At 70.9% G+C, this 18,868-nt stretch carries 17 protein-coding genes; 9 read left to right on the top strand and 8 right to left on the bottom strand.

The features are described 5' to 3' along the window. Positions 1-42: 42 nt before the first annotated feature. Entirely contained in the window at positions 43-3,798 is a 3,756-nt protein-coding gene (locus ACFUPX_RS36270) for a S8 family serine peptidase (RefSeq protein ID WP_383332518.1), read from the bottom strand. Positions 3,799-4,003: 205 nt separating this feature from the next. Between ACFUPX_RS36270 and ACFUPX_RS36265 the strand changes: the two genes are divergently transcribed. From ACFUPX_RS36265 to ACFUPX_RS36255, 3 genes are all read left to right on the top strand, one after another. Further along, complete coding sequence (locus tag ACFUPX_RS36265; protein WP_383332516.1) at positions 4,004-4,987, top strand: helix-turn-helix transcriptional regulator; 984 nt, start codon at positions 4,004-4,006, stop codon at positions 4,985-4,987. Between the two features lie 122 nt (positions 4,988-5,109). Next, a complete protein-coding gene (locus ACFUPX_RS36260) occupies positions 5,110-5,592 on the top strand; it encodes a DUF456 domain-containing protein (RefSeq protein WP_383332514.1) in 483 nt (160 codons plus the stop codon). 86 nt (positions 5,593-5,678) lie between these two features. Further along, complete coding sequence (locus ACFUPX_RS36255; protein WP_383332512.1) at positions 5,679-6,047, top strand: PPOX class F420-dependent oxidoreductase; 369 nt, start codon at positions 5,679-5,681, stop codon at positions 6,045-6,047. 175 nt (positions 6,048-6,222) lie between these two features. Here ACFUPX_RS36255 and ACFUPX_RS36250 read toward each other — a convergent pair whose 3' ends face one another. From ACFUPX_RS36250 to ACFUPX_RS36240, 3 genes are all read right to left on the bottom strand, one after another. Beyond that, positions 6,223-7,593: a bifunctional transcriptional activator/DNA repair enzyme AdaA gene (locus ACFUPX_RS36250; RefSeq protein ID WP_383332542.1), complete on the bottom strand. Its 1,371-nt coding sequence runs from the start codon at positions 7,591-7,593 to the stop codon at positions 6,223-6,225. A 127-nt stretch (positions 7,594-7,720) separates the two neighbouring features. Beyond that, on the bottom strand, positions 7,721-8,836 hold the full coding sequence (gene rsgA / locus ACFUPX_RS36245; protein ID WP_383332510.1) for a ribosome small subunit-dependent GTPase A: 1,116 nt from the start codon (positions 8,834-8,836) through the stop codon (positions 7,721-7,723). A gap of 219 nt (positions 8,837-9,055) precedes the next feature. After that, positions 9,056-10,666, bottom strand: coding sequence for a flavin-containing monooxygenase (locus ACFUPX_RS36240; RefSeq protein WP_383332508.1), 1,611 nt, complete (start codon positions 10,664-10,666; stop codon positions 9,056-9,058). Between the two features lie 70 nt (positions 10,667-10,736). Between ACFUPX_RS36240 and ACFUPX_RS36235 the strand changes: the two genes are divergently transcribed. Next, positions 10,737-11,765 carry an AraC family transcriptional regulator gene (locus ACFUPX_RS36235; RefSeq protein WP_383332506.1) on the top strand — a complete coding sequence of 343 codons (1,029 nt, stop codon included), beginning with the start codon at positions 10,737-10,739 and terminating at the stop codon, positions 11,763-11,765. Here the strand turns inward: ACFUPX_RS36235 and ACFUPX_RS36230 are convergent. Then, on the bottom strand, positions 11,735-12,577 hold the full coding sequence (locus ACFUPX_RS36230) for a dienelactone hydrolase family protein (RefSeq protein WP_383332504.1): 843 nt from the start codon (positions 12,575-12,577) through the stop codon (positions 11,735-11,737). The two genes, ACFUPX_RS36235 and ACFUPX_RS36230, sit on opposite strands and share 31 nt — an antisense overlap. 34 nt (positions 12,578-12,611) lie before the next feature. Between ACFUPX_RS36230 and ACFUPX_RS36225 the strand changes: the two genes are divergently transcribed. Then, entirely contained in the window at positions 12,612-13,121 is a 510-nt protein-coding gene (locus ACFUPX_RS36225; RefSeq protein WP_383332502.1) for a hypothetical protein, read from the top strand. A gap of 104 nt (positions 13,122-13,225) precedes the next feature. On the opposite strand, the gene ACFUPX_RS36220 is transcribed toward ACFUPX_RS36225, so the two are convergent. Then, positions 13,226-13,459: a hypothetical protein gene (locus ACFUPX_RS36220; RefSeq protein ID WP_383332544.1), complete on the bottom strand. Its 234-nt coding sequence runs from the start codon at positions 13,457-13,459 to the stop codon at positions 13,226-13,228. Here ACFUPX_RS36220 and ACFUPX_RS36215 point away from each other — a divergent pair. Then, positions 13,355-14,095 (top strand): serine protease, encoded by a 741-nt coding sequence (locus tag ACFUPX_RS36215; protein ID WP_383332540.1) that lies wholly within the window; start codon positions 13,355-13,357, stop codon positions 14,093-14,095. The genes ACFUPX_RS36220 and ACFUPX_RS36215 overlap by 105 nt on opposite strands. Before the next feature lie 43 nt (positions 14,096-14,138). Next, on the top strand, positions 14,139-15,839 hold the full coding sequence (locus ACFUPX_RS36210; RefSeq protein ID WP_383332500.1) for a hypothetical protein: 1,701 nt from the start codon (positions 14,139-14,141) through the stop codon (positions 15,837-15,839). On the opposite strand, the gene ACFUPX_RS36205 is transcribed toward ACFUPX_RS36210, so the two are convergent. Continuing rightward, entirely contained in the window at positions 15,811-16,221 is a 411-nt protein-coding gene (locus ACFUPX_RS36205) for an NUDIX hydrolase (RefSeq protein WP_383332498.1), read from the bottom strand. The genes ACFUPX_RS36210 and ACFUPX_RS36205 overlap by 29 nt on opposite strands. Positions 16,222-16,231: 10 nt before the next feature. Beyond that, the gene (locus ACFUPX_RS36200; RefSeq protein WP_383332538.1) at positions 16,232-17,095 is read right to left on the bottom strand and encodes a radical SAM protein; all 864 of its coding nucleotides are present in this window, start codon (positions 17,093-17,095) and stop codon (positions 16,232-16,234) included. A gap of 316 nt (positions 17,096-17,411) precedes the next feature. On the opposite strand from ACFUPX_RS36200, the gene ACFUPX_RS36195 reads away from it, so the two are divergent. Then, a complete protein-coding gene (locus ACFUPX_RS36195; RefSeq protein WP_383332496.1) occupies positions 17,412-18,614 on the top strand; it encodes a cytochrome P450 in 1,203 nt (400 codons plus the stop codon). Positions 18,615-18,623: 9 nt separating this feature from the next. Then, positions 18,624-18,842, top strand: a complete 219-nt coding sequence (locus ACFUPX_RS36190; protein ID WP_383332494.1) for a ferredoxin — start codon at positions 18,624-18,626, stop codon at positions 18,840-18,842. Positions 18,843-18,868: the final 26 nt, after the last annotated feature.

Here is an 18,868-nt window from a genome sequence, read left to right as displayed (position 1 = left end):
GCCCACCCCCCACGGGAGGACCGCCCGGCGGTGTCTGTGTGTTTATCGCACGTCGTAGGCGCGAGCCACCGTCTGAGTGACGGAACTTCCGTTCGCATCCGTCAGTTCGGTCCTGAGCCAGACCTGCTTGCCCGAGGCGCCCGCGTGATCCACGGTGGCGGTCCACTTCCCCTGGGAGGCGGAGGTCTTGGCCTCGGTCCACGTCTTGCCCTCGTCGTACGAGTAGGACAGGGCCGCGGACTTGAGCGCGCCGGGCTGGTAGCCCGAGTGCCCTGTCGCCGTGATGCCAATCCGCTGACCGTCCTTCGCCGCCAGCGTCTTCATGCCGTCCTGCGGCAGCCGATAGCGCGGGAACAGCATCGGGATCCCCTGCGAGTAGACCTCCTCGTCGAGGTGCGAGCGGAACGCCCAGGTGGTCTGCGTGCCCGTGGACCGCTGCCAGACCTTCGAGCCGATCTTCTGCGTGTGCAGGGTGAGTTCGTACGCCGCGTCGCCGGCCGGGACCGAGAACACCCCGTACGGCCAGCCCGTCTCCCCCACGACCTCGCCGTCCCGCTTCAGCTCCATGCCGCCGATGTCGCCGAAGCTGCCCTGGACTCCCGCGTGTTGCCCGTCGTCCCAGAAGCCCGGCGCGACGCCGATCAGATTGCCCTGCCGTTCGGCGGCGAGCGCCTGCTTGCCCCGGGCGTCACGCGGCGCCGCGGGCGTCAGGACTCCCTCGTACCACTTCTCGCCGCGCCGCTCCCCCTTCTCGTACGTCCGCACCGGGTCGATCATGAACTCCCCGAACGGGAAGCTGCTGGACACCTGGTGGCCCCAGCCGGTCGTGCCCGCCGAGTAGTACTCGGTGCGCTTGCCGGGGGCCGGGACCGACTCGATGTCGGCGAAGTACACCTCGAGCCCCGAGGGGCGGACGGCGGACGGCAGGTCCACGTAGTCCGTGGCCGCGCCCATCGCGCGGTACGTCGCCTCGTTCGCGGCGAGGTCCTTGTCCCGTACCCGGTAGGTGCGGTCGTCGCGGATCTGGCCGGTCTCGGGGAAGGCGAGGTTGTAGACGTAAGGACTCTTCGCCGTTCCCTTCCACTTCAACTGGACATTGCCTTGCGCCAGTTGGGCGAGAAGTGAGGTCGCCTCGGCCGTCTGGACGCCGAGGACCGGGAGCGGAGATCCGGTGAAGCCGGTCGAGGGGTACCAGCGGCCGGGAGCCGTGCGGTGGGCGACGACGGCGAGCGCTCCCGCCGCCTTCGCGTTCGTCGCCGCGGTGTTCGCGCTGCCGCTGTCCGGGACCTTGACCAAAGCGATCTTGCCCTTGACCCCTGCGGCTTCGAGCTCGGCGGGCGTACCGGACTTGGCGTCCACGAGGGTCGCCTTGCCCGTGCCGTCGAGGTTGGCGGAGCCGGTGGACGCGGTCACGGGGTGCAGCGGCTTGCCGCCCACGACGGCGAGTTCGGAGAGCAGGGGCGCCGCGGCGCGCCAGTAGCTGCCGGACTCGAAGGTGCCGTCGGTCGCCTTGCCCTCGACCGACTGGTAGAAGCCGCGGATGGAGCGCGGCCCGGACGCGGTGCCCGCGTGCAGCCAGTGGTCGGCGCCCCAGGTGCGGGCGAACCCGAGGGTGGCGCCCCGCACTTCGGACTCCTTGTCCGTCTTCACGGCGAGGCGGTGCGCCTTGCGGGCGTCGAGCGTGACGGTCATGTCCTTCTTGACCTCGACCTGGGGCCTGGCGAGGTGGGTGAGCGAGTCGGTCAGCGTGCCGCCGTCCGCGTCGGGCGTCGCGACGAATCCGGTCAGGAAGTAGGAGCCGGGGCGCACTTGGTACGTCTGGTCGTTGGCGCCCTCGTTGAAGCGGCGCTCACCGCTGGCGTCGTCGGTGCCGATGAGGTCGACGGACGAGGGGCCCGCGGCGGGCTTCCCGCCGCGGTCGACCAGCTTCACGCGGAGGCTGACGGTCTGGGGCTGTACGTAGAGGGAGAAGGGCGTGGAGACCGCGACGCCCCCGGACGCCTTCGCCAGGACGCGGCCCGTCACGTCGCCGTACTGGGCCCGCTCGAGGTCCTCGTCGGGGTCCAGCTTCAGCGGGACCTTGACCGTGGCCCCGGCGGCGACCTCCACGGAGTGTGCGCCGAGCTTGGCGATGTCCGAGCGCACTGCGGAGCCGTCGTTGCCGGTGACGCCCTGCACGGACAGCTTCAACCGCACTGCCTTGTCAGTGGTGTTGGTGTACGGGACGTCGACCGTGGTGCGGTCCGAGTTGTCCTGGGGCCAGCCGAAGCTGCCGCCCTGCACGGCGGGCGAGCCGAGGACCTTCTGGTCGACGGCGGCCTTCACGTCGAGCCTGCCGCCGCCCGTCTCGGTCACGTCACCGGGGATGGCGCTGTCCGCCGACGACACGAGGGCCGACTTGATCTGCTGTGCGCTCCAGTCCGGGTGGCGCTGCTTGACCAGGGCGGCGGCGCCCGCGACGTGCGGGGTCGCCATCGACGTACCGCTCATGGACTGGTACGCGTAGACGCCCCTGCCGCCCGCGGCGGCCGCGGAGATCTCAACGCCGGGTGCGGCGATCTCCGGCTTGAGGGTGTGCGAGCCGTATGCGGGCCCCCGGCTGGAGAAGGAGGCCGTCGAGTCGTCGCGGTCGACGGCGCCGACGGTCAGGACGCTCGGCGCGCAGCCGGGCGAGGAGACGGAGTTGAGGCTCGGCCCGGTGTTGCCCGCGGCGAGGACGAAGAGGGTGCCCGTGCTCGACTGCGCGAGCTCCTCCGTGGCCGTGCTCATCGGGTCCGTGCAGTCGGTCCGCGCCGGGTTGCCCAGGCTCATGGAGACGACGTCGGCCTTCTGGTCGACGGCCCACTGCATGCCCGCGATGATCCAGGAAGTGGCGCCTGAGCCACTGTCGTTGAGGACCTTGCCGTGCAGGAGCTCGGCGCCGGGAGCGACGCCCTTCTTCTTGCCGTCGCTCGCCGCGCCGGTGCCGCCGACGGTGGACGTGGTGTGGGTGCCGTGGCCCTGGCGGTCCTCGTTGTCCGGCGAGTCGGTGAAGTTCTCGGTCGCGCCGATCCGGCCCTTGAGGTCGGGGTGTTCGGCGTCGGCGCCGGTGTCCAGGACCGCGACCTTGGTGCCCTTGCCGTCGTACCCCGCGGCCCAGGCCTCGGGGGCGTGCACCTGCTTCGTCGATCTGTCGAGGGTGGCCTCGACCTTGGCGTCGAGCCAGAGCTTCTTCAGGTCGGACGCGGAACGGGACTTGGCGGAGGTGACGTCGGCCCAGAAGTCCGCAGCCTTCTTCTTGTCGGCCTTCAGCGCGACCCCGTCGACGGGTTCGAGGACCGGCCCGCGCTCGGCGCCGCGCGGCGTGGCGGGCACCGAGCGGGCGACGTCGACGGACTTGTCGTACACGGCGATCAGCGGCAGCTGCTTGGCGTGCGCGTCGTCGTAGCCCTGGCGGACGAGCCCGGTGACGTTGAAGAGTTCCTCGTCGACCTTGCCGTCGGCGATCGCTTGGACGGCGCCCTCGGGGTAGACGTACAGGTCCTTGCCGGACTGCCTGGTCTGGATGAGGGGCACCGTGCCGTCGGCGCCGGGCAGCGCGCCGGCGCCCGCGCGGTCCTTGCCGTCGGACGTGACGAGGATGCGGTCGCCGGTGACGAGGGTGACGACGGAGCTCCCTTCGCTCCGTGGCGCACCCCCCACCAGCGGACTCGTGTCCGCCGCGGCCGTGCGTGGCTCGGCCACGGACGGGACGGCCGCGGTGACGGCGAGGACGGCGGCGGACGCCGCCCCCAAGGCCGTGCGCGATATCGGGCGCATCGCTCTCCCCAAGGTTGTCGGGCATGCGGAACCACAGCCGAAATCCGTCCAAAGGCCGTATTGGCGGCTGCCGTTGGTGCTGCGGTGGCGTCACCTTGGCAGAGAGGCGGGGGGTGCGGGGATGATGTCCTGGGGCGGGTTTACGCCGTGGCTGTTTTCCGCCAGGGCGCCGTCGGAACGGATCCTTGGGGAGGGACGTCGCCGCATGCTGGCTTCGATAGGGCTGGACGAGACGCACGAATCGGCGTACCGCGCGCTGGTGGCGGTGGGCGCCGCCGACGTGCCCGATCTCGCCCGGCGGCTCTCGCTGGGCGAGCCGGACACGGTGCGTGCGCTGCGCCACCTGGAGCTGCACGGCCTCGCGGCCCAGGCGTCGGGCAAGGCGGGGCGGTGGGTGGCGGCCCCGCCGGGTGTCGCCCTCGGCGCGCTCCTGACCCAGCAGCGGCACGAACTGGACAAGGCCGAGCTGGCGGCGAAGCTGCTCGCCGAGGAGTACCGCGCCCAGGCCGCGGAGCCCGCGGTGCACGATCTGGTCGAAGTGGTGACCGGCGCGGGCGCGGTCTCGCAGCGCTTCCTCCAGCTCCAGCTGGGGGCGAGCGACGAGGTGTGCGCCCTGGTCACCGGCAACCCCGTGGCGATCACCGGCATGGAGAACGACGCGGAGGCGCAGGCCGCGGGCCGTGGTGTCACCTACCGCGTGGTGGTCGAACGCTCCGTCCTCGCGATGCCCACCGGCCTCATGGAGCTGTCGACGGCGATCGGCCGCGACGAACAGGTGCGCGTCGTGGACCGCGTCCCGACGAAGCTGGTGATCGCCGACGGCTCGCTCGCCATGGTGCCGCTGACCTCGCGCAGGGCCGAGCCCGCCGCGCTCGTGGTGCACGCGAGCGGCCTGCTCGAATCCCTGACGGGGCTCTTCGAGGCGGTGTGGCGCGACGCGCTGCCGCTGCGGCTCGGCGAGGGCGGCCACTCGGTCACCGAGGCCGCCCCCGACGGGCCTGACGGCGCCGACCTGGAGATCCTCTCGCTGCTGCTCGCGGGCCTGACGGACGCGAGCGTCGCCAAACAGCTCGACCTCGGGCTCCGGACGGTGCAGCGCCGGGTCAAGCGCCTGATGGAGCTGACGGGCGTGACGACGCGGCTCCAGCTGGGCTGGCACGCGTACGAGCGGGGCTGGGTGGCGCGCTGACGCCTTCCGGCGGGGGCTGGGGCAGCTGGATGCCTCCCGGCGGGTGCGGCCGACTCCTTCCGGCTGAGGCGGCCGGACGTTCGCGACCTGCGGTTTTCTCTCGTTTACTGCACGCTTGACAGATGGGAGCGTGGGAACTCCTGCTGGTCGGAGTCGTGCTGTCGCTCGGGATCGGCGGGGTGCTAGTACCCGGGGTGCCGGGGCCGTGGCTGGTGTGGGCCGCGGTTCTGTGGTGGGCGCTGCAGGATCCGGAGCCGGTCGCCTGGTGGATCCTGGTCGGCGCTTCCCTGGTGCTCCTGGCGGCGCAGGGCGTCCGCTGGCTGCTGCCGCCCCGGCGCTTCCGGCAGAGCGGCGCCACACGCCGTACGGCCGTGTACGCGGGGGCCGGGGCCCTTGTCGGGTTCTGCGTGGTGCCGGTGATCGGGTCGATCCCGGGGTTCATCGGCGGGATCTACCTCGCGGAGCGGCTGCGGCTCGGCAGGCACGGGGCGGCCGTGGCGGCGACGCGGACGGTGATGCGGGCGGGGGGCTGGAGCGTGCTGACCGAGCTGTTCGCGTGTCTGCTGATCGCGGGGGCCTGGCTGGGGGCGGTGATCTGGGGCTGAGTGCCCGGGTCAGGTCCCTGCCTCTCGCTGCCTCATTTTCCAGGGGGCGGCGGATGCGAGCCGGGTACGCGTGCGAGGCTCGCGCCATGACCGAATTCAGCGATGCCGAGCGGGCGTACCTCAAGTCCCAGCGTCTGGGCCGGATGGCCAGCGTGGACGCGACGGGCCAGCCGCAGGCGAATCCTGTCGGGTTCTTCCCGCAGGACGACGGGACGATTCTGATCGGCGGGTATGCGTTGGGGACGACGAAGAAGTGGCGCAATCTGCAGAAGAATCCGAAGGTTTCGCTGGTCGTGGACGACATGGTGAGTGAGCGGCCGTGGAAGGTGCGGGGGGTCGACATCCGGGGGGATGCGGAGCTCCTGACGGGGCCGCACGATCTGGGTCCTCACTTCAGTGAGGAGCTGATTCGGATTCATCCTCGGCGGATCCATAGCTGGGGCTTGGAGGAGTAATTCTCCCCAACCCCGCCCCTTCCCGGCTGCACGGCTGAAAGACTTCCCCGGACCGGAGTGAATCTTCAGCCCGTCCGGCGACTGAGGACGAACTCGGCGGAGCCGGTGATGACGTCCACCGAGGCCCCCCGCGCCGGAGCGGGTTTTCGGGAAGGGGTGGGGTTGGGGAAAAGCCCTACCCCGCCGCCAACAGATGCCGCACCCCGTAAGACCGCCAAGGTCGCCACCCCTCACGCACCGCCACCCCCGGCAACCCCGGCAACCCCGGCAACCCCACATCGGGATCCCCGAGAGCCCGCATCCGAATCAAAGCCACCACACCCGCGTCCAACCCCTCCAAACCCAGCAGCGCCCCCTCCGCATCCTCCCGATCCGCCCCCGCATCAAGCCGAACCCGCCCGTCGGCAAGCGCACCGGCCAGCGCCCCCAAGGGACCCGGCTCCCCGGCGAGCGCTCCGGGCTCGGGGAAGACGTGGGTCAGCGCACCGCACGCCGCGTCCAGCGCCTTCCCGTGCCGCTCCACCAGGAGCGAGGCCGCCGCGGAGCCCACCAGCGCGCGCACCGCGAACTCCTCGGGGTCCGCCGCCCCGGGCGACCGCAGGCCGGGGCGGGCCGCCACCAGCGGAGCCAGGCGTGGGTCCGCGCCCAGCCGCTCGTCCACGGCGTACGGATCCGCGTCGAGGTCGAAGAGGCGCCGCAGCCGCTGGACGGCGGTCGTGAGGTCGCGCAGATCGGTCAGGTGGAGCCGGGCGTCCAGCCACCCGCCGACCCCGTGGTCGCTCTCCTCGACGGCCACGATCCCCGTGCCGTACGGCAGCCGCAACGTACGCCGGTAGGTCCGGCCGCCCCGCTCCCCGCTGACCTGCTCGACCCCCACGACGACCTCGGCCGCGAGCAGGTCGAAGACGGCGCCGGCCTGGTAGGCCCCCCGGTAGGCGAGCCGCAGCGGAATCCCGGCGGCCGGGGTGGCGCGCCCGGCGCCCCCGCCACGCGGCGCGGCGGCCCGCAGCGCGGTGGGCGTCAGGGCGTACACCGCGCGGATGGTGTCGTTGAACTGCCGCACGCTGGCGAACCCCGCAGCGAACGCGATCTCCGTGATGGGCAGAGCCGTCGTCTGGAGCAACACCCTTGCCGTGTGCGCCCGTTGGGCACGGGCGAGGGCGACGGGCCCCGCGCCGAGCTCGGCGGTGAGCTGGCGTTGGACCTGCCGGGCGCTGTAGCCGAGCCGCACGGCGAGACCGGAGACGCCCTCGCGGTCGACGACCCCGTCCCCGATCATGCGCATGGCGCGTCCTACGACGTCCGCGCGTACGTTCCACTCCGCGGACCCCGGCACCGCGTCCGGGCGGCAGCGCCGGCAGGCCCGGAATCCGGAGCCCTGGGCGGCTGCCGCGGTGGTGTAGTAGCGGACGTTGCGGCGCTTGGGGGTGACGGCGGGGCAGCTGGGCCGGCAGTAGATGCCGGTGGTCTCGACGGCGAAGAAGAACTCCCCGTCGAAGCGCGCGTCGCGGCTGCGGACCGCCTCGTACCCGGTCTCTTCATCGATCACGTCTTCCAGTGTGCGGCGTCGGAGCCGCTCCGGCTGGCGGGATTCGGACGTCGCGTTGCGGGGGCATTGCGGGGGCGCCCGAGCACCCCCGCAACACACAGCCGCAGCCCTTCGAAGGACCCGGCTAGCGGATCCGGCCCCGCTTGGCCTCCATGGCCGCCTTGCCCTCCGCGCCCCGCAGCTTCCAGACACGCCGCATGTCCGCCCGGAGCTTCGCGTCCGTCTTGGCGACGATCCGCTGGTTCTCACGGATCAGCTTGCGGTAGCTGTCGAGGCGGCGGTCCGGGAGCGTGCCGTCCTCCACGGCCGCGAGCACCGCACAGCCCGGCTCGGCGGTGTGGGCGCAGTCGTGGAAGCGGCAGTCGGCGGCGAGCTCCTGGATCTCGGAGAAGACCTGGCCGACGCCCGCCCCCGCGTCGAACAGACCGACCCCGCGCAGGCCCGGTGTGTCGATGAGGACACCGCCGGCGGGGAGCACGAGGAGGTTGCGGGTCGTGGTGGTGTGTCGGCCCTTGCCGTCCACGTCACGGGCGGCGTTGACGTGCATGACGTCCTCGCCGACCAGTGCGTTGGCCAGGGTCGACTTGCCCGCTCCGGACTGGCCGAGCAGGACGGACGTACCGCCGGAGACGACGGCGCACAGGATGTCGACGCCCTCCCCGGTGGTGGCGCTGACCGGCAGCACCTGTACGCCGGGGGACGACGTCTCCACGTCCTCGACCAGGTAGGACAGGCCCGTGGCGTCCGGGATCAGGTCGGCCTTGGTGAGGACGACCAGCGGCTGCGCCCCGGACTCCCAGGCGAGGGCCAGGAAGCGTTCGATCCGGCCGAGGTCGAGCTCGACGGCGAGCGAGACCGCGATGATCGCGTGGTCGACGTTGGCCGCGAGGATCTGCCCCTCGGACCGCTTGGAGGAGGTGGAGCGCACGAAGGCGGTGCGGCGCGGCAGCAGCGTACGGACGTACCGCGGATCGCCGCCCTCGGGGTCGACGGCGACCCAGTCCCCCGTGCACACGACCTTCATGGGGTCGCGCGGCACGACGAACTCGGTGTCCGCACGCATGGTGCCGACCGGGGTGACCACGTCGCACTGACCGCGGTCGACGCGCAGGACGCGGCCGGGCAGCAGGCCCCGGTCCGCGTACGGGGTGAATTCGGCTTCCCAGCTCTCGTCCCAGCCGTAGGGCGCGAGAGGGTGCGAAGTCGGAGAAGAAGCCTGCGAGAACGCAGAGGAGGACAAGGGGTGACCCTTCACAAGGGTGGCCCCGGCGCACGCGCACACTGGCGCGCGGAAGAGAGGAAGGTCAGCCGGTGGCCACGGAGGTGGAATGAACGGACTTCTCGATGCGGGCAACGCCCATCTCGACGACAGCCATCGGTCACACCTCCTGGATCACACTCGGCCTGCACCGGCGGCCAACCGGCCGCCGGACGAACGGGAACAACCCTAGCCGCGGGCTCAGGCGGAGCGCCAACCCTTTTCGCCGCCCGCGGCGACGGGCCGCTCGGCCGCCGCCGTACGGGCCCGGCGCACGGCGGAGAGCGGGGTCGGCGAGAGCGTCCTGCGCAGGTTGGTGCGCATCGTCGACGCGGCGTCGATGACGTAGTTCTGCCGGACCTTCCAGGGGCTCCGGTCGCCCTGCCGGGGGAAGGCGTCGATGGAGCGCTGGACGTATCCGGAGGCCAGGTCGAGCAGCGGGCGTTCGTTGAGGGTGCTGGTCGGCCTCGGTTCCACCGCCGCGTAGTCGTTCTCGCGCATGTGGTTGAGCACCTTGCACACGAGGCGCGACGTGAGGTCGGCGCGCAGCGTCCAGGAGGCGTTGGTGTAGCCGATGCAGACCGCGAAGTTCGGTACGCCGGTCATCATCGCGCCGCGCCACACGAACTGCCGCTTCAGCTCGACCGGTTGACCGTCCACGCGCGGCGCGATGCCGCCGAAGGCGAGCAGTTGGAGTCCGGTGGCGGTCACGACCACGTCGGCCTCCAGGACGCGGCCGGACTTCAGCCGGATGCCTTCGGGGACGAAGCGGTCGATGTGGTCGGTGACGATCTCGGCCTCGCCCTTCTTCAGGGCCTCGAAGAGGTCGGCGTCGGGGACCGCGCACAGCCGCTGGTCCCACGGGTCGTACGAGGGCGTGAGGTGGTCGGCGACCAGCTGGTCGTCCTTGACGATGCGCTTGTTCAGGCCGGTGAGCAGCCGCCGGGCGGCCTTGGGGCTGCGGCGGCAGAACTGGTAGAGGCCGATGGTGAAGAGGATGTTCTTCGTGCGGACGACGCGGTGGGCGGCGCCCGCCGGCAGTACGGCGCGGATGCCGTCGGCCAGCCTGTCCCGCGAGGGCAGCGAGCCGATCCAGGTCGGGGTGCGCTGCAACATGGTGACGTGGGCGGCGCTCGCGGCCATGGCGGGCACCAGGGTGACGGCGGTGGCGCCGCTGCCGATGACGACCACTCGCTTGCCGGTGTGGTCCAGGTCCTCGGGCCAGAACTGGGGGTGCACGACCGTGCCGGTGAAGGAGTCGACGCCGTCGAACTCGGGGGCGTGCCCCTGGTCGTAGTCGTAGTAGCCCGCGCAGGAGTACAGGAAGTCGCAGGTGACGGTGGAGCGGGTGCGGCTGCCGTCCTGCCCGGTGTGCTCCAGCGTCACCGTCCAGCGGGCCGTGGCGGTGGACCAGTCGGCGCCGACGACCTTGGTCCCGTAGCGGATCCGGCGGTCGATGCCGAACTCGGCGGCCGTCTCCTTGATGTAGCTCAGGATGGACTCGCCGTCGGCCAGGACCTTCGACTCGCGCCAGGGCTTGAAGGCGTAGCCGAGGGTGAACATGTCGGAGTCCGAGCGCACACCCGGGTAGCGGAACAGGTCCCACGTGCCGCCCATGGACTGCCGCGCCTCGATGATCGCGTACGAACGCTCGGGGCACTCGGTCTGCAAGCGGTAGGCGGCGCCGACGCCCGAGAGACCGGCGCCGACGATCACGACGTCGATGTGTTCGACGTCGGCGTGCCCGGCCGAGGTGTCGCTACCGGTGGTGTCCGCGGTATCGGCGGTGCTTGAGTCTGCGGTGTGCGTCATGCTTTTCAGTGTCCGGAAGCACACTCGGCAGGAATTGACCCGGGACGACAGATCTTTGACCCTGGACGACATGTCCGTGATCAGATCGGCGGGGCTGCGCGGGTTCCGCGCCACGGTGGCGGAGCTCGGCGGTGACGCCGAGGCCTACGCCCGGCAGGCGGGCTGCCCCACGGCCGCGCTCGACGGGGACGACCTCCTGGTGCCCGAGGAGGCGATGGCCACGGTACTGGAGCTGGCCGCCGAGGATCTCGGCTGTCCGGATCTGGGCCTGCGCATCGCGGCCCGGCAGGATCTGGGCATGCTCGGCGCCCTGGCCCTGGCCATCCAGAACTCCGCCACCCTCGGGGACGCCCTGGAGTGCACCACGCGCTATCTCTTCGTGCACGCGCGCTCGCTGAGCCTCAGCCTCGAACCGGATCCGTACGGCACGCCGGGGGTCGCCGCCCTGCGCTACGGCGTGCGCGAGGGGGGCGAGGCGCCGCCCCAGGGCATCGACCTGTCCATGGGGTTCATGCACCGGGCCATCGTCTACCTGGTGGGCCGCCCCTACGGCCTGGGCTCGGTGGAGCTGCCGCATCCCCTCCTCGCCCCGCTGTCGGTCTACGAGGACTTCTTCGGCGTACCCGTGAAGGCGGACCGCCCGGCGGCGCTGCTGCGGGTGCCGCTCAGCCTGGCCGACCGGCCGCTCGGGGGCGGCAACGCCCATCTGCGGCGGCTCGCGCTCGCCTACCTGGACGAGCAACTGCCCAGTGAGAGCGCGGACATCGTCACCGGGGTCCGCGCGGTGGTCGGCCGGTCGCTGGGCACGTCCCCGCCCGAGATCGGGACCGTGGCGCGTCTCCTGAACGTCCATCCGCGGACCCTTCAGCGCCGCCTGCGCGCCGCGGGCACGACCTTCGCGGAGCTCATCGACGAGGAGCGGCGCAGCGCGGCGCTCCGCTATCTCACCGGCAGCGACCTCCCGCTCGGCCAGGTCGCCCTGCTCATCGGCCTCTCCGAGCAGTCGGCGCTCAACCGCTGCTGCCGGCGCTGGTGGGGCGCGACACCGCGGGCGGTGCGGGCGAGCGGCTACGAGGCCGCCGCACCGCCGGTGTCCTGAAGCAGCCGCGTACGGAAGAGGTCGAGCACCTCGTCGAGCGCCGCCCGCGTGGGCTGCCCCGGTTCGTCGATGAGGTGCTCGGTCAGGACGGAGTGCGGGGCCAGGACGCCTTCGGGGTTCGCGTCGCCGTCGTCGAGTTCGACGGCGGTGAACGCGTCGCCGAGCTCACGGCGCAGGAAGGCGAACCGGTCGCCGGGCACCAGCCGGTCGCCCTTGAACCGCGTGCCGAGGACCCGCAGGCCGTCCCGCTCGCAACGGCCCTTCACCACGGCGAGTTCGTCCTCCGAGATGTCGATGGTGCACGCACGGCGGCCGTTGACGGGCAGTGGGAGCGAGGGCTGGGAGAGGACGGGGGCGAGCAGCCGGTCGTCGGTGGCCATCGCCAGGGCGAATCCCCCGGTGAAGCACATGCCGACGGCGCCGACCCCGGGGCCGCCGCACCGCTCGTGCTCGTGCGCGGCCAGGGCGCGCAGCCAGGTCACCACGCGCGAGCTGCGGCCGGTGGCGAATGCGGTGAACTCCCGGCTCACACACACCTTCAGCATCGTCGACGCGATGTAGAGATTCGACTTCAGCGCGCCGTGGGCCTTGGGGTCGGCGTCCCGCCCCGGCGTCCCGAACAGCACGGGGAGCACGGCCGTGCACCCGATGGCGGCAACCTTCTCGGCGAACGCGAGGACCTTGGGCGTGATCCCCGGCACCTCCGCCATCACGATGACAGCGGGCCCTTCCCCGCGCCGCAGAACCTTGCGGGTGACGCCCTCGTGCGTGAACCGGCTCCGCGTGAAACCCGTCAGGTCGTGGTCAGTCACAGCTGTACCCCCCAGTCACCGCCATGATGGCAGAGTGGGACTCAACCCGGCCGAAGCGGCGATCATCGGTACGACCCTGGGCGCCGTCGCCTCCTTCTCCGGTGCCTGGCTCACCCAGCACGCGACGGACAGGCGCGAGCGCGAGAGCCGCGTGTGGTCGCGGTGCATGGACGTGTACGAGGAAGCCATGATCGCCGTGCACCGGGTCAGCGCCCTGCGTACGGAGTTATCGAGCACGGGTGACTGGCCGGACGGCACCGGCGCGGCGGTGAGCGACGTCCATGCCCTCGCGGCCCGGCTGGAGATCTATGCCACCACGCCTGTCCTCGACGCGCACTGGGCCGCCTTCCAGGCGATGCGTGCGTGGATCGACGCCTGGCACGACTGGGACAACCAGGAGGGGACCAACCCCCGGGTGAGCCGGACGGACCCGCTGTGGCGGGAATTCATCGAGCGCGTCGAGGAATCAGAGGATTTCGACCAACTGCTCCTGGGCATCCTGCGCGAGGAGGTGCACGGCACGAGGAAACGCAGAAGACCTTGAGGGAAGTGGCGCCCTTTCCGGCGCACGAGCACGGAAGGATCTCCTCAACTCACGGACCGTAAAGGTTTGTTGTGCGGTACCTCCCGGCCCGGAACCCTTCGTGGCTACCATTGCATATTCACCGTGCAAGAGCAGCCAGCCTCCGCACAGGGCGGTTGCTCGCTCTTGGGATCGGACGGGGGGACGAACCCATGCCGCATCACGAGCCGCATCAACAGCCGCACCAGAAACACTTGATCCAGATATTCCGGAACAACGATCGCATCGGTTCCGGTGTACGCCTCACCAGGCATTTCGCGCTGACTGCCGCGCACTGCCTGGGGGATGACAAAGACCATCGCATGCGCCCTGTCCTCCTCCGGCTCCCGGACGGCAGGCGCATCGAGGGCGAGGTCCAGCAATTCGATCTCCTCGCCGACATGGCTCTCGTGAAGATTCTTTTCCAGAAGGGCGAAAGTGTGCCCCTGCCCGGCATCCACTTCGACGTCGCCCGCGAAGGAGAAGCGTGGACCGCGGCCCGCAGGCCGTCGGGCAACGGCAGGCTGCGGGGAACCGTCAGCCACGTATCGGTCATCTATCAGAGCACGGGCGAACAGGCCGTCAACTGCCACCGGTTGCGGCACGACGGCTCGTGCGACGACGTACGGAAGTTCTCCGGAAGCCCCGTGGACCGTGGCGAGCCCGGCCCCGACCGTCCCTCGGTCGTCCTCGGGCTGCTCGTCGCGCGGCCCGCCACCACGGACGCGCCTCAGGGCACGCTGTTCGCCGGCACGATCGACGAGGCGGTGCGCCGATTCGACACCTTCAAGTTCCGCCCCGAACCGCAACAGCCGCTGTCCGACGCCGAACGCATCTACCAGGTGCGCCAGGACCACGAGGCGGAAGCACTGGCCCGCAAGGACCGCACGGTGCCGGCCGGACTGGCCGCCGTGACCAGCTATGTGAACCTGCGCTGGCACCGGCCCCGGCCGTGACGAGCATGCCGCACACCAGGGCGGCCCGTCTCCTGGAGGGGACATGACGACGATCGCGAACGTCAGCGAGGCGCTGGCGACGGCGGAGGACGCTCTTGAGGCGCACGGCACGGCCCGCTCCGACCTCAAGGAATCGGTCGCGGGCTACGTGGAGCGGCTCACCGACCCACAAGCGCCCTACGCGCTCCTTCGGCCCCACGCCCGCCAGCACATCAATCTCGCGCAGCTGCTCCTCGCCCTCGACATGAGGGAACGCTCGCACGCCCTCGCCGCGGTGACCCTGCGCCACATGGAGCTTGCCGAAGCGGACCAGGAGCTGTTCGCGGCCGACACCTGGAACGAACTGGGCTCGCTGCTCGCGGAGCACGACGATCTCGACCGGGCCCGCATGGTCCTGAACTACGCCCTCAACCGGGCTCAGCGCGCCGCCGCTCCCGAACTCGCCCGTATCCTCGCCAACTTGAGCGCCGTGAGTCTGCGGGCCGGGCATCTGGAGGACGCCAAGATCTGGGCGCAGAAGGCGGTCACCGTACTGGGCAGGTACTACGGCGGCGATCCGGAGGCGCGGCTCACCGCCGACTGGGTGCGGGTCGAGGTGGCGTCGATCCGGCGCGACACCGTCGAACTCAACCGCACCCTGGACGACTTCGCCTCTTCGGTCGACTGGTTCACGAGCTTCAAGGACGACGACGATCCCAAGGCTGTCGCAGCGCGCTCGGCGCTGGCCCAGGCGCGATTCCAGGCGGCCAAGGCGGAGCAGGACGAGGAGCAGATCGAGGCGGAGCTGAGCGCGTTGGAGATCGCCCACCTCCGGGCGGCCGCGCTCCTCGGCGCCGATCATCAGGAGACGCTCGTCGCCCAGGCGGCGCTGGCCACCGCGGAGTTCGACGCGGCCGACGGCACGGCGGCCTGTGCCTCGCGCAGGCATCAGGCCGTGTCCCTGCTCGACTCGGCCACCGCGAGCGCCGCGCGGACCCTGGGCCGTGACCACTCCCAGACGCTCGCGCTGCGTGCGGCGCTCGCGGACATGCGGGATGCCACCGCGCCGTCGGACGAACTCCCTTATCTCATCGAGCATGTCTACACGCCTCAGGAGAACAGCGCCCGCAACAAGGCCAAGGGTGACGCGCTCCGGCACGAACGCAATGTGATCAGGCTGGTCGCGCACGCGGGTGCGTCCTTCTTCCTGAAGGACCTGAAGCTTTTCCATCCGCAGGTCATCCACGCCCTGAATCAGGGGAGTTACTTCTACGCCATCATCAGCAGCCCCTGGAACAATCTCGCGATCTTCACCAAGCACGACGCGACGGCCGAGCGCCCCAACTCCCACAACATCGTGGACATCATCGCGGCGAGCGACTACTACTCGAAGACTTTCCTGCACGTGATAGACGCCTACCGCACGCTTCGCGAGACATATCACGACCGTATCGAGTTACGGCTCACGCATATCGACATCCCCGGTTCGACCCTGCTCACCACGGACCGCGGATTCTTCGAGCCTTACATCACGTCAAACCCGGAGCGCAGGACGCGGCGCAAGCTGAATGTGCTGGAGGTGGAGTTCCACAAGGACAGCCGGTATTACTCGGACAGCCGGGCCGAGTTCGACATCCAGTGGGAACTGGCCAGCACCCTCGATCAGTTCGAGGCGAGCGAGGAACAGCACAAGACGGCGTTGCGGGACGCGGTGCGCGCACAGTCGGACGACCGGTTCAAGGCAGATGGAGAGCGCCGCCCCTGATGCTGCGGAGCACGCCGGCCGAGCCGACGAAGAGCGGTCCCGGCAGGGCCTCCAGGTGCCAGAACTCCCAGCGCAGGCAGCGCTCGGGCTCCAGGACGCGGGGCTCACCGGTGAAGTCGAGGATCTCGACGCCGACCTGCATGTGGTGATTGGCCGCCGGGTCGGGGTCCGTGACGCAGGCGACGCGCGTGCCGGTCGCGCGCAGGCCCGTCTCCTCCTCCAGCTCGCGGCAGGCGGCGCCGACCAGGGACTCCCCCACTTCGAGATGGCCGCCGGGCAGCCCCCAGGTGCCGTCGCCGAAGGTGTTCGTCCGCAGGCCCAGCAGCACGCGACCGCCCGCACGGACGATCGCCTGGACCCCTACGCGTACCTGTGCCGTCATCGCGGACTCCTCATGTGTCCGGTGCGTCCGGGGGCGCATCCGGGTAAGTGCCGGTGAAGTTCTCGACGTTCCTGGCTCCGGTGACCTGGTGGGACAGCGGGGATTCCCGCTCCGCGAGCCTCGTGAAGAAGTTCCCGGTCCTGCGCTCGCCGCCGTCGTCGATGACGACGACCTCGCCGTCCGGGTCGATGAAGAAGTAGCTGCCCGTCCGGCTCCTGTTGCGGTAGACCCGAAGCGCGACCCGGCGCTCCCGGGCCGCCGCCTCGCACCGGTGGACGACGTCCTCGAACTCCTCGTCGCCCAGGGCGAGCCAACCCCGGTTGTCGGCGCCGTAGTTGGTCTCCGACATCTGGTAGACCTTCCATACGTCGGGCAGGCAGGCGTCCTCGATGAGGTTCAGTACGTCGGGCGCGCCCCCGACGTTCAGCCGCGTGACGACCGTGCCGAGTTTCACCTGGACGTGCGGGTGGTTCTTGCGGACCTCTCCGAGCAGGCCGAGCATCTTCTCCCGGTGCGGCGCGACGCCGGTGCGCAGCGCGCGGTGCTCCGCCGCGTCCGCGGACTCCAGGGGCAGCGCGATCCAGGAGAGGTGGGGCAGTACGCGCTCCATCGCGCGCAGGGGCGCGAGGCCGTTGGTGCTCAGCACCACTTTTGCCGAGCGCCCGTCCGCCTGGGGCCCGCGCAGTGTCCGCGCGAGCTCGGCGAGATAGGAGAGCAAGGTCGGCTCACCCCCGGAGATGACGACGCCACGCACACCCCCGTCCTTCAGCGCGGACGCGACCCGCAGTGCCGTTTCCCTGGACATGGAGGGGACCTCGTGCCTGGGGCCGAAGCAGAAGGGGCAGCTGAGATTGCACCTTCCGATGGGCCGCATGTCGACGAAGGCGGGGATGAGCATGGGGGGGACCTTAGCGACACCTGGGGCCCCGGCCACGCCGAATCCCCCAAGGGGGCGCACACCGAACACCTGCCCACGGCACGCGCCGGTCAAGCGTGCCCTCGAAGCGCACGCCCCCTGGCGCGCCCCTCGGCGGCCCTAGACGCAAGAAGGTTGAGCGGAGGGGGTGATTCCGGCCAGATTCGTACGGCAAAAGGGGCGTTATCTGGCTTGTCTTGTCGTGGACCAAGTAGATGCCCCAGGCATCCAATGGAACAGGTAAAGGGAGCCCCTCCGCTTGTGAGGTAAGTCCATGACGGAATCAGTCACGTCCGAACCAGTCGCCTTCCCACAGGACCGCACCTGCCCCTACCACCCGCCGGAGTCGTACGAGCCGCTGCGCGAGGCCCGGCCGCTCTCCCGGGTCAGGCTCTTCGACGGGCGTTCCGTCTGGGTGGTCACCGGGCAGGGAACGGCCCGCGACCTGCTCATCGACCCGCGCCTGTCCACCGACCGCGAGAACGAGGCGTTCCCCGCGCCGACCGAGCGGTTCGCGAAGATCAGCAACCGCCGTGTCGCCCTCCTCGGCGTCGACGACCCCCTGCACAACACGCAGCGCCGCATGCTGATCCCCAGCTTCTCGGTCAAGCGGATCGCCGCGCTGCGACCGCGTATCCAGGAGACCGTCGACCGGCTCATCGGCGCCATGACCGCGGCGGGGTCGTCGGCCGAACTGGTCGGCGCGTTCGCGCTGCCGGTTCCGTCCATGGTGATCTGCGACCTGCTCGGCGTCCCCTACGCCGACCACGAGTTCTTCGAGGAGCAGTCGCGCCGGCTGCTGCGCGGCCCCCGCGCCGAGGACACCGAGCGGGCCCGGGACGAACTGGACGCCTACTTCTGCGCGTTGATCGAGCGCAAGCAGCGGGAGCCCGGCGACGGACTCCTCGACGAGCTGATCCACCGCCAGCTCGCCGAGGGTGCGCTCGACCGCGACGAGCTGGTCAGCCTGGCGACGATCCTGCTGGTCGCGGGGCACGAGACCACGGCGAACATGATCTCCCTGGGTACGTTCACCCTCCTTCAGCACCCGGAGCAGCTCGCCGAACTGCGGGCCGAGCGGACGCTGATGCCCACGGTGGTCGAGGAGTTGCTGCGTTTCCTGTCCATCGCGGACGGCATGCTGCGGGTGGCGAAGGAGGACATCGACGTCGCGGGCAGCACCATTCGCGCGGACGACGGCGTCATCTTCTCCACGTCCCTCATCAACCGCGACGGCACGGCCTACGAGGCTCCGGAGGAACTGGACTTCCACCGCGCCGACCGCCATCACCTCGCCTTCGGGTTCGGCATCCACCAGTGCCTCGGCCAGAACCTCGCCCGCGCCGAGATCGAGATCGCCCTGCGGGCCCTCTTCGACCGGATGCCGAAGCTGCGTCTCGCGGTGCCCGCGCGGGAGATTCCGTTCAAGCCGGGCGACACGATCCAGGGGATGCTCGAACTCCCCGTCATCTGGTAGGTGGTCAACATGCGGGTCCATGTGGAAACCGAGCGGTGCGTAGGTGCGGGCATGTGCGCGCTCACCGCTCCGAGCGTCTTCACCCAGGACGACGACGGCTTCAGCGAGGTGCTCCCCGGCCGTGAGGACGGGGGCGGCGACCCCCTGGTGCGCGAGGCGGTGCGGGCCTGCCCGGTGCAGGCCGTCACCGTCACCGGCACCGGCACCGGCACCGCCGACGAAACCTGAGCCCCGCCCCCGAAGAGTCCCGCCCC

Source organism: Streptomyces sp. NPDC057302, assembly GCF_042667685.1.
GTDB lineage: Bacteria > Actinomycetota > Actinomycetes > Streptomycetales > Streptomycetaceae > Streptomyces.
This window is presented reverse-complemented; position numbering and strand designations above follow the sequence as displayed.

Excerpts from the sequence above, each read along its gene's own strand:
- ACFUPX_RS36270 (WP_383332518.1), bottom strand. The coding sequence starts at position 3,798 with ATGCGCCCGATATCGCGCACGGCCTTGGGGGCGGCGTCCGCCGCCGTC.
- ACFUPX_RS36265 (WP_383332516.1), top strand. The coding sequence starts at position 4,004 with ATGCTGGCTTCGATAGGGCTGGACGAGACGCACGAATCGGCGTACCGC.
- ACFUPX_RS36260 (WP_383332514.1), top strand. The coding sequence starts at position 5,110 with ATGGGAGCGTGGGAACTCCTGCTGGTCGGAGTCGTGCTGTCGCTCGGG.
- ACFUPX_RS36255 (WP_383332512.1), top strand. The coding sequence starts at position 5,679 with ATGACCGAATTCAGCGATGCCGAGCGGGCGTACCTCAAGTCCCAGCGT.
- ACFUPX_RS36240 (WP_383332508.1), bottom strand. The coding sequence starts at position 10,666 with ATGACGCACACCGCAGACTCAAGCACCGCCGATACCGCGGACACCACC.
- ACFUPX_RS36235 (WP_383332506.1), top strand. The coding sequence starts at position 10,737 with ATGTCCGTGATCAGATCGGCGGGGCTGCGCGGGTTCCGCGCCACGGTG.
- ACFUPX_RS36220 (WP_383332544.1), bottom strand. The coding sequence starts at position 13,459 with ATGGTCTTTGTCATCCCCCAGGCAGTGCGCGGCAGTCAGCGCGAAATG.
- ACFUPX_RS36210 (WP_383332500.1), top strand. The coding sequence starts at position 14,139 with ATGACGACGATCGCGAACGTCAGCGAGGCGCTGGCGACGGCGGAGGAC.
- ACFUPX_RS36205 (WP_383332498.1), bottom strand. The coding sequence starts at position 16,221 with ATGACGGCACAGGTACGCGTAGGGGTCCAGGCGATCGTCCGTGCGGGC.
- ACFUPX_RS36200 (WP_383332538.1), bottom strand. The coding sequence starts at position 17,095 with ATGCGGCCCATCGGAAGGTGCAATCTCAGCTGCCCCTTCTGCTTCGGC.
- ACFUPX_RS36195 (WP_383332496.1), top strand. The coding sequence starts at position 17,412 with ATGACGGAATCAGTCACGTCCGAACCAGTCGCCTTCCCACAGGACCGC.
- ACFUPX_RS36190 (WP_383332494.1), top strand. The coding sequence starts at position 18,624 with ATGCGGGTCCATGTGGAAACCGAGCGGTGCGTAGGTGCGGGCATGTGC.